This window comes from Streptomyces lomondensis (assembly GCF_014651035.1).
GTDB classification, from domain to species: Bacteria; Actinomycetota; Actinomycetes; order Streptomycetales; family Streptomycetaceae; genus Streptomyces; species Streptomyces lomondensis.
Genome location: NZ_BMWC01000011.1, coordinates 52,712 through 66,609, shown reverse-complemented (window position 1 = coordinate 66,609; position 13,898 = coordinate 52,712). Strand labels below are relative to the sequence as shown.

The following is a 13,898-nucleotide window of genomic DNA, read 5'->3' as shown; positions in this document are numbered from 1 at the left end:
GAGTCAACAGACTCCACGATCACTTCTCCACCTGGGGAACACATGCACATGCGAGCCACCGTGGCCGCCGTCGCCGGCGCCCTGGCCCTCTCCGCCCTCGTCGTCCCGGCCGCCCAGGCCGCCGACGCGCCGTCCGGCAAGGCGGCCTTCAGCTCCGCCGCGGCCGACGCCGACTCGGGCAGCACCACCGCGTCGAACCTCGACGTCACCTTCTCCGACATGAAGGTGAACAGCGGCAAGAACATCGTCGTCGGCACCACGAACGTGGTCAGCTTCCCCGTCACGTACACCGTGACGCACGCCGCGGACCTGGACACCAGCTCCGACAACTTCGCCACGGGCCCGCTGATCTACCACGGTTCCTCGATCGACACCGCGGACAACATCTTCATCAGCGACGACCCGGCCACCTGCACCGCCGTCTCGTCGACCGTCCTGAACTGCAAGGGCGTCATCAGCATCCACCCCGCCGACGGCGACCTGTGGAACTCCGACGCCGGCACCTGGGGCGCGGGTGCCCTCGCCGTCACCAGCAACGGCGACGAGAAGGAGCAGGGCGGCCTGGCCACCACCAAGGTGCAGCGCTACTCCAAGCTGACCGTCAACGCCGGCCCCGAACCCGTCTCCAAGGGCAAGACGATCACGTCCACCGGCAAGCTGTCCCGCGCCAACTGGGAGGACAACGCCTACCACGGCTACACCAACCAGCCGGTCAAGCTCCAGTTCCGCAAGGCGGGCACCAGCACGTACACCACGGTCAAGACCGTGTACTCCGACCAGTACGGCAACCTGAAGGCCACCGCCACGGCCCAGTACGACGGCTACTGGCGCTTCAGCTTCGCCGGCACGACGACCACCCCGGCCGTCAACGCCACCGGCGACTACGTCGACGTGAAGTAAAAGCGCCCCGAAAGGGGCGCGGGGAACTGCGCGAACAACCACGACGGCGCTAAGCGGGAAAGCGGCGGTCCACCCACCTCCACAGGAGTTCCAGGGCGGCCGCCGCCACCGCCGCGATGCCGACCGCGACCCACGGCATGGTCATCCCCACCAGCTTCAGCGCGAAGAACTCCTGAAGCCAGGGCACCACCAGCACCAGCAGGAACGCCCCGGCCATCGAGGCCACCAGCGCGACCCGCCACCAGGTGTACGGCCGGGCGATGATCGCCAGCACCCACATCGAGATGAGGAACAGCGTCAGCGTCGCGGCGCTGGTCTCCGCGTCCAGCGCCCCCGCCCCCGTGTAGTGCCCCCGGGCGATCAGATACGTCGCGAAGGTCGCCCCCGCGGCCAGGATCCCACCCGGAATCGCGTACCGCATGACCCGCCGGACGAAGTTCGGCTTCGCGCGTTCCTTGTTGGGCGCGAGCGCCAGGAAGAACGCCGGGACGCCGATCGTCAGCGTCGACAGCAGGGTCAGATGGCGCGGCAGGAACGGGTACTCGACCTGCGAGCAGACCACCAGGACGGCCAGCAGCACCGAGTACACCGTCTTGACGAGGAACAGGGTCGCGACCCGCGTGATGTTGCCGATGACCCGGCGCCCCTCCGCCACCACCGACGGCAGCGTGGCGAAGCTGTTGTTCAGCAGCACGATCTGCGCGACCGCCCGCGTGGCCTCCGAGCCGGCGCCCATCGCCACGCCGATGTCGGCGTCCTTCAGCGCGAGGACGTCGTTCACGCCGTCGCCGGTCATCGCGACCGTGTGCCCGCGGGACTGGAGCGCGCCCACCATGTTCCGCTTCTGCTGCGGGGTGACCCGCCCGAACACCGTGCCGTCGTCGAGGGCCTCGGCCATCCCGTCCTGGTCGGCGGGCAGCCGCCGCGCGTCCACGGTGGTCCCGGACAGCCCGAGCTTGGCGGCGACCGCCCCGACCGACACCGCGTTGTCGCCCGAGATGACCTTGGCCCGGACGTTCTGGTCGGCGAAGTAGCGCAGCGTGTCGGCGGCGTCCGGCCGCAGCCGCTGCTCCAGCACGACCAGGGCGGTGGGCTTCGCGCCCTCCGCGACCTCCGGATCGTCCAGGTCCCGCTCGACCCGGGCGAGCAGCAGCACCCTCAGGCCCTGCTCGTTCAGCCGCTCGGTCTCGGCGAGGGCCGGGTCCTCGTCGGGCAGCAGCACGTCGGGCGCGCCCAGCAGCCACGTACTGCTCTGCCCGTCGCCCTCGCTGAACGCGGCGCCGCTGTACTTGCGGGCGGAGGAGAAGGGCAGGGCCTGGGTGCAGCGCCAGCCGTCGACGGCCGGGTAGGTGTCGATGATCGCCTTCAGGGAGGCGTTGGGCCGCGGGTCCGACTCGCCGAGGGCACCGAGCACCTGCCGTACGTACGTCTCGTCGGCGCCCTGGAGGGGCCGCAGCTCGGTGACGTCCATGCCGCCCTCGGTGAGGGTGCCGGTCTTGTCCAGGCAGACCGTGTCGACCCGGGCCAGCCCCTCGATCGCGGGCAGCTCCTGCACCAGGCACTGCTTGCGGCCGAGCCGGATGACGCCGATGGCGAAGGCGACGGAGGTGAGCAGGACGAGCCCCTCGGGGACCATCGGGACGATGCCGCCGACCGTGCGGGCCACGGAGTCCTTGAAGGCGTTGTCCTTCACGACCAGCTGGCTGATGATCAGGCCGATCGCGGTGGGGACCATCATCCACGTGACGTACTTGAGGATCGTGGAGATGCCGGAGCGCAGCTCGGAGTGGACGAGGGTGAACCGGGACGCCTCCTCGGCGAGCTGCGCGGCGTACGCCTCACGGCCGACCTTGGTGGCCTGGAAGGCCCCGCCGCCCGCGACCACGAAGCTGCCGGACATCACCTGATCGCCGGGGCGCTTGACCACCGGGTCGGCCTCGCCGGTGAGCAGCGACTCGTCGATCTCCAGCCCGTCGGCCTCGACACAGACGCCGTCGACGACGACCTTGTCGCCCGGGCCGATCTCGATCAGGTCGTCGAGGACGATCTCGGAGGTGCTGACGTCGCCGGAGGCCCCGTCCCGGCGGACGGTGGGACGCACCTCACCGATCAGCGCGAGCGAGTCCAGCGTCTTCTTCGCCCGCCACTCCTGGATGATCCCGATGCCGGTGTTGGCGAGGATCACGAAGCCGAACAGGCTGTCCTGGATCGGCGCTACGACCAGCATGATCAGCCAGAGCACGCCGATGATCGCGTTGAAGCGGGTGAAGACGTTGGCGCGGACGATGTCGACAGTGGAGCGGCTGCTGCGCACCGGCACGTCGTTGACCTGGCCGCGCTCCACCCGTTCGGCGACCTGAGCGCTGGTCAGTCCGGTCTCGCGTGAGGTGACCGTCGCCGGCCGCGCGGAGTCGGGCCGGGCACCCGCGTCGAGATGCGTCATGCATTCGACGGTACGTGCGGATTTGCGGGTTCACCTGCCGAATGCGGGGAAGATCCGACCTGGGAAGGACCGACTTCATGCCGTGGTCGTACGGCAGTTGTACGTCGTCGGACCCTGGTGCCGTTCCGCCTGTCAGCCGGCCCGGCGGGCGGTCAGCAGCAGGTACTCCCAGTCCATGACCGTCCCGCCCTGCCCGGTCCCGAGGTCGGCGTCGCGGGCGAGGGCCACCAGGTCGCGGTCCAGGGCGGCGACGCGGTCGGGGTCGCCGGCGATGTTCTTGTAGACGGTGATGGTGGGGCCGTAGCGCTCCTTGAAGTAGTCGCGGAACATCTCGGGCGTGGCGAAGCGGTCGACCCGGACGGTGCGGCGCTCGGCGCGGACGTCCGTGACCCGGTCGCCGAGGAGCGCGCGCGCATGGTCCTCGTCGCCCCACAGCGGGGGCGGCTGCGCGCCCGGCGGGGGCGGTGGGGCGTACGGCTTCAGCGTGGCGAACATCCGGCCGATGAAGCCCTGGGGTGTCCAGCTCAGCAGCCCGATCGTGCCGCCCGGCCGGCAGACCCGGACGAGTTCGTCGGCGGCCCGCTGGTGGTGCGGGGCGAACATGACGCCGACGCAGGAGAGCACGGTGTCGAACTCCGCGTCGCCGAAGGGCAGCGCCTCGGCGTCGGCCTCCTGCCAGGTGAGGCGCGCGCCCCGCTCCTCGGCCACGCGCCGGCCGGCCTCGAACAGCTCGGGGGTGAGGTCGGAGGCGACCACCTCCGCACCGGCCAGGGCCGCCGGGATCGCGGCGTTGCCGGTGCCGGCGCCCACGTCCAGCACCCGCTGCCCCGAGCGCACCCCGCACGCCTCGACCAGGACCGGGCCCAGCTCGGAGATGACCTCGGCGGCCAGGGACGGGTAGTCGCCCTGGGCCCACATCGCCCGGTGCTTGGCCTTCAGCGTGCGGTCGGCCTCGGCCGAGCCGTTCCCGTTCGTCATGGCTGCGCTCCTCACCCGTTCGGCTGCGGTTCCACGCGCCGGCCGCGCCGCCGCTTCTTCGAGCGTAGGGACGCGGGGGGAGCCTTTCTCGCCGGAGGAGCCGTACGGAGGAGAGCCGTACGGGCAGCGGTACGGGGCAGCCCTAGGGAGCAGCTCAGTCGGCCGACGGTGCCGGGGTCGTCTCCTGGGCGGCGGCCCGCTTGATCGCGGCGTCGCGCCTGCGGACGTACCAGATGCCGATGAGGCCGAGCCCGGCCCCGGCCAGGCAGGTCCACACCCACCAGGTGTGACCGTGGTCCTCGAACCAGCCGTAGAAGGGCAGCTGCACCAGGAACAGCACGAACCAGATGATCGTGCCGCCGACGACGGTGGCCACCACGGGACCCTCCAGGGGCTCCGGAGCCTCGTGTCGGGGTGATCCCGAGAAAAAGCCTGCCATGAGGGACAGCTTACGAGGCGATCACGTCTACGCGCGGAGATGGCCGTTCGGGGCCTTATATGTTCATACTGAAACGGTTTGTGTCTGACCACTTCTCTTCGTAGGAACCACCAAGACATGTCCTCCTCGGCTCCCGCCAAGGTCCCCGCCCCTGAACAGCCGGGAGCCGGGCGCACGTACGGCGCACTCGACCGCTTCTTCCGGATCTCCGAGCGGGGCAGCACCCTGCCCCGCGAGGTCCGGGGCGGGCTCGCCACCTTCTTCGCGATGGCCTACATCATCGTGCTGAACCCGATCATCCTCGGCAGCGCGAAGGACATGTACGGCCACCAGCTCGACAACGGGCAGCTGGTCACCGCGACCGCCCTCACGGCCGCGCTCACCACCCTCCTCATGGGCGTCATCGGCAACGTGCCGATCGCGCTCGCCGCCGGCCTCGGCGTGAACTCGGTGGTCGCCCTCCAGCTTGCCCCGCGCATGTCCTGGCCGGACGCGATGGGCATGGTGGTCCTCGCCGGGTTCGTCGTCATGCTGCTGGTCGCGACGGGTCTGCGCGAGCGCGTCATGAACGCCGTGCCCTACGGGCTGCGCAAGGCCATCTCCATCGGCATCGGCCTGTTCATCATGCTGATCGGGCTCGTCGACGCCGGCTTCGTCTCGCGGATCCCGGACGCCGCCCAGACCACCGTCCCGCTCCAGCTCGGCGGCGACGGGCATCTGAACGGCTGGCCCGTGCTGGTCTTCGTCCTGGGCGTCCTGCTGACCCTCGCGCTCATCGTGCGCAAGGTCTCCGGCGCGATCCTGATCTCGATCGTCGCCATGACGGTCGTCGCGGTGGTCATCAACGCGGTGGCGAAGGTGCCGAGCTGGGGCCTGACCACGCCCAAGTGGCCCGGCAACCCGGTCGCGAGCCCCGACTTCGGGCTGATCGGCCAGGTCAGCCTGTTCGGCGGCTTCGACAAGGTCGGCGCGCTGACCGGCGTGCTCTTCGTCTTCACCGTGCTGCTGTCGTGCTTCTTCGACGCGATGGGCACGATCATGGGCGTCTCCGACGAGGCGAAGCTGACCGACGCGCAGGGTCAGATGCCCGGCATCAACAAGGTGCTGTTCGTCGACGGCCTCGCGGTCGCCGCGGGTGGTGCCAGCTCGTCCTCGGCCACCACGGCCTTCGTCGAGTCCACGGCCGGGGTCGGCGAGGGCGCCCGGACCGGCCTCGCGAACGTCGTCACCGGCGGTCTCTTCGCCGTCGCGCTCTTCCTGACCCCGATCGCCACGATGGTCCCGTCCCAGGCGGCCACCCCGGCCCTGGTCGCGGTCGGCTTCCTGATCCTGGCCGGGTCGGTGAAGGAGATCGACTGGGCCGACTACACGATCGCGATCCCGGCCTTCGTGACGATGCTGATGATGCCGTTCACCTACTCGATCACGAACGGCATCGGCATGGGCTTCATCACCTTCGTGGTGCTGCGCCTCGCGGCCGGGCGGGGCCGGGAGGTGCCGTCGGCGATGTACGCGGTGGCGGCGGTGTTCGCCTTCTACTACCTGATGCCGGCACTGGGCCTGACCTGATCCTCGTCGCCGGAGTCGGACGAGCCGTAGAACCTCTCCGTCTCCTCGACGGCGGTCTGGAACCGTTCGTCGAAGTCATCTCGGATGAGCGTCCGGACGACATAGTCCTGGACGCTCATTCCCCTTTTCGCGGCATGGTGCCGGAGCCGTTCGAGCAGGTCGTGGTCTATTCGTAGGCTGAGCACACTGGTCCCCATGACCATGAGGGTCGCGGCACCCTTCGGTGCAGTGTGTCGCGTTCCGCTACCGGATCACCCATATGGGTGATGTCACGGTTCAGTGGCGGGTGTCACGGTCATTCCTGTGTGTCAGCGCTGGTCCTTAGTTAGAGTAATGAGTTACGCTAAAGAACATGCCGGACCTCAGCCATGGCGACGATGTAGCCGCCGTGAACTCCCTACGTTCCGCCGTGATGCGGCTGTCCCGTCGGCTCAAGCACCAGCGGGTCGACGAGTCGCTCAGCCCCACCGAGATGTCGGTGCTCGGCACCCTGTCCCTGTGTGGCAGGGCCACCCCGGGCGAGCTCGCCCGCAAGGAGCACGTGCAGCCGCCGTCGATGACCCGCATCGTGGCGCTGCTGGAGGCCAAGGGGCTGGTCCGGCTGGAGCCGCACCCCGAGGACCGGCGCCAGAAGGTCGTCACGCGCACCGAGCAGGCAGAAGTGATGCTCGAGGAGAGCCGCGCCAAGCGGAACGCGTTCCTGGCCACGCTGGTGGAGAACCTCGACGAGGACGAGTGGGCGAAACTCCGCGCCGCCGCCCCCGTGCTGGAGAAGCTCGCGCATCTGTAAGCCGTACGTCGCAAGGAGGCGAACCCTTTGAGTTCGGGACCCGGAGCAGCTTCCGTCCCCGCACCTGATCCCCACGACTCCCCGCCCACCTCCGACGCCCCCGCCGGGCGCCCCGCCCGCAAGTCCTCGATGTTCTCCTCCCTGAAGGTGCGGAACTACCGCCTGTTCTTCATGGGGCAGGTCGTCTCCAACATCGGCACCTGGATGCAGCGCATCGCCCAGGACTGGCTGGTCCTCAGCCTCACCGGCTCCTCCGCCGCCGTCGGCATAACGACCGCCCTGCAGTTCCTGCCGATGCTGCTCTTCGGCCTCTACGGCGGTGTCCTCGTCGACCGGCTGCGCAAGCGGCCCACGCTGCTGGTCACGCAGTCGTCGATGGCCCTCACCGCCCTCGCCCTCGCCGTCGCCGTCCTCACCGGCCATGTCCAGGTGTGGCACGTGTACGTCGCCGCCTTCGCGGTCGGTCTCGCGACCGTCGTCGACAACCCGGCCCGCCAGTCCTTCGTCTCCGAGCTGGTCGGTCCCGGCCAGCTCCAGAACGCGGTCAGCCTGAACTCGGCGAACTTCCAGTCCGCCCGCCTGGTCGGCCCCGCCGTCGCGGGCATACTGATCACCGGCGTCGGCACGGGCTACGCGTTCCTCTTCAACGGCCTGTCCTTCATCGCGCCGCTCACCGGCCTGCTGCTGATGCGCGCCCGCGAGCTGCACGTCGTCGAACGCGCCCCGCGCGGCAAGGGGCAGCTGCGGGAGGGCGTGCGCTATGTCACCGGCCGTCCGGAGCTGATCTGGCCGATCGTCCTGGTCGGTTTCGTCGGCACGTTCGCCTTCAACTTCCCCGTCTACCTCTCCGCCTTCGCCGACGACGTGTTCCACGCGGGCGCCGGCGCGTACAGCATGTTCAACACGCTGATGGCGGTCGGCTCGGTCGCGGGCGCGCTGCTCGCGGCGCGGCGGGGCACGGCCCGGCTGCGGCTGCTGATCGCGGCGGCCCTGGTCTTCGGCGCGCTGGAGATCGTGGCGGCGACGACGCCGGCGCTGTGGATGTTCGCGCTGCTCATGGTCCCGCTGGGCCTGTTCGGCATGACGGTCAACGTCACGACGAACACCAGCATCCAGATGTCCACGGACCCGGCCATGCGCGGCCGTGTCATGGCCCTCTACATGATGGTCTTCCTCGGCGGTTCCCCGGTCGGCGCCCCGATAGTGGGCTGGATCACCGACACCTACGGTGCTCGGGTCGGCCTGGCGGCCGGCGGCGCGGTGGCGGTCGTCGCCGCGGCCGTGGTCGGCCTGATCCTGGCCCGGGTCGGCAACCTGCGCCTGTCGATCGGCTGGCACGGCGGGCATCCACGGGTGCGGTTCGTGCCGCGGGAGCAGCGGGAGGAACTGGCTCCGGCGGCGTAGGGCGAGGTCGGCGGGGTCGGCGAGAGGTCGACGGGCTCGGCGGGGTCAGTCGCGGGGGAACTCGTCGGCCTTGAGGACGAGGCCGACCACGGTGCCGGTCAGGTCGACCTCGTCACCGAAGGGCACCTTCGTCACGGTCGCGTAGTCACCTTTGTGGGGCTGCGTGTAGACGTGGCACGTGCCCTCATACGGGTCGGCGACGAGGTACACCGGGACTCCCGCCTGGGCATAGGCCGCCTTCTTGGGGCCGTAGTCGTTCGCGGCGGTGTCCTCGCGCGTACCTCTTCCAGGATGTCGAAGGTGATTTCGAAGTGAGTCTCGCACGGTGACCGGGACACGCCCGGTCCCGCGGGACGGGGGCGGCAGACTGGACGCATGAGACTCTTCGCCGCCGTGCTGCCCCCCGACGAGGTGCGTCGTGAACTCGGTGCCGTGGTCGACGAGCTGCGCGGGCTGCCCGGCGCGGACGGGATGCGGTGGACCGGGCGGGCCGGGTGGCACTTCACCCTCGCGTTCTACGGGGAGGTCGACGACGACCTCGTGCCGGAGCTGTCGGCCCGGCTGGCGCGGGCCGCGCACCGTACCGAGCCGTTCTCGCTGGCCGTGCGGGGTGGAGGCCAGTTCGGGCACGGGAAGGCGTTGTGGGCCGGGGCCGAAGGCGACCTGGCGACCCTGCGGCTGCTGGCCGAGCGGGCGGAGGCGGCGGCGCGGAAGGCGGGGGTGGCGATGGGGGAGCACCGGCGGTACAAGGCCCATGTGACCGTGGCCCGGAGCCGGGAGGCACGCGATGTGCGGGCCTGCCTCGACGCGCTGAACGCGTTCGTCAGCCGGACCTGGACGGTGGACGAGCTGGCGCTGGTGCGGAGCAATCTGCCGACGTCGGGGGTTCCGGGGGAGCAGCCCCGGTACGAGGCGGTCGGGCGCTGGGCGCTCGGGAGTGCCGGTTAGGCTCGGAGCGTGGACCCGAAAACCCGGAACCGGATCATGGCCGGTGTGCTTGTGCTGATGTTCCTCGTTGTCGCCCTGGCTTCTGTGCTGGGGAGGTGAGGGGGCGGGGACTGCCCGTCGCTGTTCGGCTGCGGGCCGGTGGGGGGCCGGTCGCGCAGTTCCCCGCGCCCCTGAAGAACAGGCGTTTTACCAGGCGAAGGCCTCCGGGCTCGGCCCCGGGCCCGGGAAGATCTCGTCGAGGCCGGTCAGGAGTTCCTCGGACAGCTCCAGCTCGGACGCTCGCACGGCGGAGGCGAGCTGTTCGGCCGTGCGCGGGCCGACGATCGGGCCGGTCACGCCGGGGCGGGTGAGCAGCCAGGCCAGTGCGGCCTCGCCGGGTTCGACGCCGTGCTTGTCGAGCAGGTCCTCGTAGGACTGGATCCGCGCGCGGGTGGCGGGGTCGGCGAGGGCGTCGGCCGCCCGGCCCGAGGTGCGGCGGCCGCCCTCGACCTCCTTCTTGAGGACACCGCCCAGCAGACCGCCGTGCAGCGGGGACCAGGGGATGACGCCGAGGCCGTACTCCCGCGCGGCCGGGATGACCTCCATCTCGGCGCGCCGCTCGGCGAGGTTGTACAGGCACTGCTCGCTGACCAGCCCGATGGTCCCGCCGCGCCGGGCGGCGATCTCGTTGGCCTGGGCGATCTTGTAGCCGGGGAAGTTCGACGACCCGACGTACAGGATCTTGCCCTGCTGCACGAGGACGTCGATCGCCTGCCAGATCTCCTCGAACGGGGTGGCCCGGTCGATGTGGTGGAACTGGTAGACGTCGATGTAGTCGGTCCGGAGCCGCTTGAGGCTGGCGTCCACGGCCCGGCGGATGTTGACGGCGGAGAGCTTGTCGTGGTTGGGCCAGGCCGGGCCGTCGGCGCCCATGTTGCCGTACACCTTCGTGGCGAGGACGACCTTGTCGCGCCGGCCCTCGCCCTTGGCGAACCAGGTGCCGATGATGCTCTCGGTACGGCCCTTGTTCTCGCCCCAGCCGTAGACGTTGGCGGTGTCGAAGAAGTTGATGCCCGCGTCCAGCGCCGCGTCCATGATGGCGTGGCTGTCGGCCTCGTCGGTCTGCGGGCCGAAGTTCATGGTGCCGAGGACGAGCCGGCTGACCTTGAGTCCCGTGCGTCCGAGCTGCGTGTACTCCATGCTGCCCAAGCCAACGTGTTGAAGTGCGCTCCAAGCAAGCACGTGTTGACCTCGGGGGCCCGGAAGTCAGTCGCGGGGGAACTCGTCGGTCTTGAGGGTGAGGCCGATGTCCGTGACGTTGAGATCGACGCCCCCGCCGAAGACGACCGTCGTCTCCGTGAGGTAGTCGCCGTCCTTGGGCTGGGTGTACAGGTGGCACTTGCCCTGGTACGGGTCGGCGATGAGGTAGACGGGGACTTCGGCGAGGGCGTAGGCGGTCTTCTTGGGGCCGTAGTCGTTGTGCGCCGTGCCCTTCGAGATCACCTCGGCCACGAACTCGATGTCCTGGCAGCGCCAGAGGCCCTTCTCGTTCTTCTCGGCCCCCTCGGCCACCAGGGTCACGTCGGAGGCGAAGCCGTTGAGGTGCCCCGGGTAGTCGACGCGGACGTCCGATTTCACGCGCTTGCGCGGGTACTTGGTGCGCAGTTGCTCGACAATGTCCAGGATGATCTCCCAGTGCGTGTCCCGCTGCGGCGACATGAAGATGGCCCCCTCGACGATCTCGACCTTGTAACCCTCGGGGGTGGTCCGCTCGAGCGACTCGAACAGCTCGTCCAAAGTCAGCTCGTCGTCTGCCTCGGCCATCTCGATCCTGTCTTCAAGGACGGTCATCGTGGCGCTCCTCCCCGGCCACCCCATGGACGTGGGCAGCCGCGCAGTACAACGATACGCACGGTGACCAGGACACGGGAAAGAGCGCATATGCCAGACCATCCCACCACCGACCACCTCGTCCAGCTGCTCCGCACCACCCTCGGCGACTCCGTCCTCGGCATCTACCTCCACGGCTCCGCCACCCTCGGCGGCCTACGACCGCACAGCGACATCGACGTCCTGGCCGTCGTACGGGACCGCACGACACAGGGCCAACGCCGGGCCCTGGTAGAGGAGTTGCTCAAGGTGTCCGGCGTGGACGGGCGGCGGTACGTGGAGCTGATCGTCGTCGTGCAGGACGACGTACGGCCCTGGCGTTACCCGCCCACCTGCGACTTCCTCTACGGCGACTGGCTGCGCGAGGACTACGAGCGCGGAGTGATCCCGGGCCCGGAGCCCAGCCCCGACCTCGCGCCTCTCCTCACGATGGTCCTGCGCGCCGACGCCCCGCTCCACGGGCCGCCGCCCGCCGAGCTCCTCGACCCCGTGCCGCACGACGACCTCAGGCGCGCCATCGTCGCCGGCGTGCCGGAACTCATGGACGAGCTGGACACCGACACCCGCAACGTGCTGCTCACCCTCGCCCGGATCTGGACCACCCTCACCACCGGGACCATCCGCTCGAAGGACGCGGCAGCCGCGTGGGCGCTCGACCGGCTCCCCGCCGAGCACCGGCCCGTCCTCGCCCGCGCCCGCGCCGTCTACCTGGGGGAGGAGACGGAGCGCTGGGACGACCTGGCGCCCCGGCCCTGTGCGGAGTTCCTGACCCGGATGATCACCGAGAGTCACGCCTCGTAGGGCTCGCCGAGGTCCCAGCCCTGGTACATCGCCTCCGCGAAGGCCGCCGCGATCTTGTGCTCGCCGCTCGTGCCGGGGTGGGTGCCGTCGTAGGTGTCGGTGTCGACGTCGTACGACGGCGGGGGCGAGGCGAGGAGGACGGGGGAGCCGGGCTCGTCGAGGTCCGCGGCCGTCTTGGCCAGCAGTTCGTTGAAGCGGGCGACCTCGGTGGCGAAGGCCGCGTCCGTCTCGGCCCGCACGTTCGGGGTGACCGGCAGCCACACCATCCGCACCCGCCGGTTCGCGGCCCGTGCCTCGGCGGCGAAGGCCCGGACGTTCTCGGCGGTCTGCTCCGCGTTCGTGTAGAAGCCCAGGTCGATGAGACCGAGAGAGACCAGGAGGACGTCCGCCCGGCAGGAGCGCACCGCCTCGCCGATCAGCGGCGCCATGTGCAGCCAGCCCTCGCCCCAGCCGGCCAGGTGGGCGCGCGGGAAGTCCGGTTCGGCGTAGGCGTACGACGTCGGGGCCTCGGCGAGCTTGTCGTAGAGCGTCTCGCGGGGGCCGACGAGGGTGAAGGTGCCGCCGTAGGAACGGCACAGGTGCTGCCACAGCCGGTAGCGCCATGTGTGGTCGCCCGCGCTCCCGATCGTCATGGAGTCACCGACGGGCATGAACCTGAGCATCCGCTCATCATGGACGATCACGGCCTCCGGCGGGGTGCGGAGGGGTGTGAGTCGGGCCACGCGCCATGATCGGCCTCGGCCGTGGAACTGCCTCAAGAGCCGTCCGTGACAGAGCAAGTCACGTGACAGAGCAAGTCAGGTGCGTAACAAGGGCCGGGCGTCTACTTCTTGGGGCCACAGTAGTCGCGGCAGGGGGCCGGGCCGCCCTCGCACTCGGCGGAACCCGGGGGCCACCAGAATGCTTGCATGACGCGCCCTGAGCTAGCGCCGGAGATCACGCGGTTCTACAGCGAGACCATCGACGAGGCGGACAGGCTGACCACCACTGCCGATGGACGCCTGGAGATGGTACGCACGCAGGAGTTGCTGCGCCGACACCTCCCCCAGCCACCAGCCCGGGTCCTCGATGTCGGCGGAGGCCCCGGCGCCCACGCCCGCTGGCTCGTGAAGGACGACTACACCGTGCACCTCGTCGACCCGATCCCACGCCACATCGAGCAGGCCAAGGACACGGGCGCCACCGTGGAGCTCGGGGACGCCCGCCGGCTCACCGGCGAGGACGCCTCATACGACGTCGTGCTCCTGCTCGGCCCCCTCTACCACCTCATCGAACGCGCCGACCGCGACCGAGCCCTCGCCGAGGCGTACCGCGTACTCAAGCCAGGCGGCCTCCTGGCGGCCGCGGGCATCAACCGATACTCGTCCCTGTTCGAACACGCCGCCTTCGCCCACCTCCACAAAGAGGCGGTACAGGTGAGCATCGGCGGCATCCTGCGCAGCCAAATCCACGACGGGAAGAAGGCGTTCACCGCTGCCTATTTCCACAGCGGCGAGCAACTGCGCAACGAGGTCGCCGCGGCCGGGTTCGAGGGAGCCGAGGTCTTCGGCATCGAGGGCCCTGCCTGGTCGATGCTTGCGGCAGCCGAGCGCAACACCGGCGGCGACTTCCGCGACTCGGCCCTCTTCGAGTCGGCACTGACCGCAGCGCGCATGGCCGAGCCCTACCCCGAGCTGCTGGCAGCGAGCTCCCACCTGCTGGCGATCGGACGCCGACCGGCGTGATGCGCCCTCACTGCCCAGGCCATGTGGCAGCCA

15 protein-coding genes are annotated in these 13,898 nt (G+C 70.1%); 7 read left to right on the top strand and 8 right to left on the bottom strand.

The genetic code is table 11. The features are described from left to right. The first annotated feature begins 42 nt into the window (after positions 1-42). Positions 43-900 carry a hypothetical protein gene (locus IE255_RS30410; protein WP_190053604.1) on the top strand — a complete coding sequence of 286 codons (858 nt, stop codon included), beginning with the start codon at positions 43-45 and terminating at the stop codon, positions 898-900. 49 nt (positions 901-949) lie between these two features. Here the strand turns inward: IE255_RS30410 and IE255_RS30405 are convergent, their stop codons facing one another. From IE255_RS30405 to IE255_RS30395, 3 genes are all read right to left on the bottom strand, one after another. Further along, the gene (locus tag IE255_RS30405; protein WP_190053603.1) at positions 950-3,343 is read right to left on the bottom strand and encodes an HAD-IC family P-type ATPase; all 2,394 of its coding nucleotides are present in this window, start codon (positions 3,341-3,343) and stop codon (positions 950-952) included. Positions 3,344-3,475: 132 nt separating this feature from the next. Continuing rightward, positions 3,476-4,321, bottom strand: a complete 846-nt coding sequence (locus tag IE255_RS30400) for a class I SAM-dependent methyltransferase (protein WP_190053602.1) — start codon at positions 4,319-4,321, stop codon at positions 3,476-3,478. A gap of 154 nt (positions 4,322-4,475) precedes the next feature. Beyond that, positions 4,476-4,760: a DUF2530 domain-containing protein gene (locus tag IE255_RS30395; RefSeq protein ID WP_190053601.1), complete on the bottom strand. Its 285-nt coding sequence runs from the start codon at positions 4,758-4,760 to the stop codon at positions 4,476-4,478. Between the two features lie 117 nt (positions 4,761-4,877). Here IE255_RS30395 and IE255_RS30390 point away from each other — a divergent pair, with 117 nt between their 5' ends. After that, a complete protein-coding gene (locus tag IE255_RS30390) occupies positions 4,878-6,329 on the top strand; it encodes an NCS2 family permease (protein WP_190053600.1) in 1,452 nt (483 codons plus the stop codon). On the opposite strand, the gene IE255_RS30385 is transcribed toward IE255_RS30390, so the two are convergent. Beyond that, complete coding sequence (locus IE255_RS30385) at positions 6,299-6,532, bottom strand: ribbon-helix-helix protein, CopG family (RefSeq protein WP_190053599.1); 234 nt, start codon at positions 6,530-6,532, stop codon at positions 6,299-6,301. The genes IE255_RS30390 and IE255_RS30385 overlap by 31 nt on opposite strands. A 149-nt stretch (positions 6,533-6,681) precedes the next feature. Between IE255_RS30385 and IE255_RS30380 the strand changes: the two genes are divergently transcribed. Then, a complete protein-coding gene (locus IE255_RS30380) occupies positions 6,682-7,119 on the top strand; it encodes a MarR family winged helix-turn-helix transcriptional regulator (protein ID WP_190053598.1) in 438 nt (145 codons plus the stop codon). A gap of 27 nt (positions 7,120-7,146) precedes the next feature. Further along, a complete protein-coding gene (locus tag IE255_RS30375) occupies positions 7,147-8,523 on the top strand; it encodes an MFS transporter (RefSeq protein ID WP_190053597.1) in 1,377 nt (458 codons plus the stop codon). A gap of 45 nt (positions 8,524-8,568) precedes the next feature. Here IE255_RS30375 and IE255_RS30370 read toward each other — a convergent pair whose 3' ends face one another. Further along, positions 8,569-8,847, bottom strand: coding sequence for a Uma2 family endonuclease (locus IE255_RS30370; protein ID WP_308280869.1), 279 nt, complete (start codon positions 8,845-8,847; stop codon positions 8,569-8,571). A 51-nt stretch (positions 8,848-8,898) separates the two neighbouring features. Between IE255_RS30370 and thpR the strand changes: the two genes are divergently transcribed. Then, positions 8,899-9,471: an RNA 2',3'-cyclic phosphodiesterase gene (thpR, locus tag IE255_RS30365; RefSeq protein WP_190053596.1), complete on the top strand. Its 573-nt coding sequence runs from the start codon at positions 8,899-8,901 to the stop codon at positions 9,469-9,471. Between the two features lie 186 nt (positions 9,472-9,657). On the opposite strand, the gene IE255_RS30360 is transcribed toward thpR, so the two are convergent. Together IE255_RS30360 and IE255_RS30355 are read right to left on the bottom strand one after the other, a co-directional pair. Then, positions 9,658-10,650, bottom strand: coding sequence for an aldo/keto reductase (locus IE255_RS30360; protein ID WP_190053595.1), 993 nt, complete (start codon positions 10,648-10,650; stop codon positions 9,658-9,660). A 66-nt stretch (positions 10,651-10,716) separates the two neighbouring features. Beyond that, complete coding sequence (locus IE255_RS30355; RefSeq protein WP_190053594.1) at positions 10,717-11,301, bottom strand: Uma2 family endonuclease; 585 nt, start codon at positions 11,299-11,301, stop codon at positions 10,717-10,719. Between the two features lie 90 nt (positions 11,302-11,391). Here IE255_RS30355 and IE255_RS30350 point away from each other — a divergent pair, with 90 nt between their 5' ends. Continuing rightward, complete coding sequence (locus tag IE255_RS30350) at positions 11,392-12,141, top strand: aminoglycoside adenylyltransferase family protein (protein WP_190053593.1); 750 nt, start codon at positions 11,392-11,394, stop codon at positions 12,139-12,141. Here IE255_RS30350 and IE255_RS30345 read toward each other — a convergent pair. After that, positions 12,129-12,803: a GDSL-type esterase/lipase family protein gene (locus tag IE255_RS30345; protein ID WP_190053592.1), complete on the bottom strand. Its 675-nt coding sequence runs from the start codon at positions 12,801-12,803 to the stop codon at positions 12,129-12,131. The genes IE255_RS30350 and IE255_RS30345 overlap by 13 nt on opposite strands. A 246-nt stretch (positions 12,804-13,049) precedes the next feature. Here IE255_RS30345 and IE255_RS30340 point away from each other — a divergent pair, with 246 nt between their 5' ends. After that, positions 13,050-13,865 (top strand): class I SAM-dependent methyltransferase, encoded by an 816-nt coding sequence (locus IE255_RS30340; RefSeq protein ID WP_190053591.1) that lies wholly within the window; start codon positions 13,050-13,052, stop codon positions 13,863-13,865. Positions 13,866-13,898: the final 33 nt, after the last annotated feature.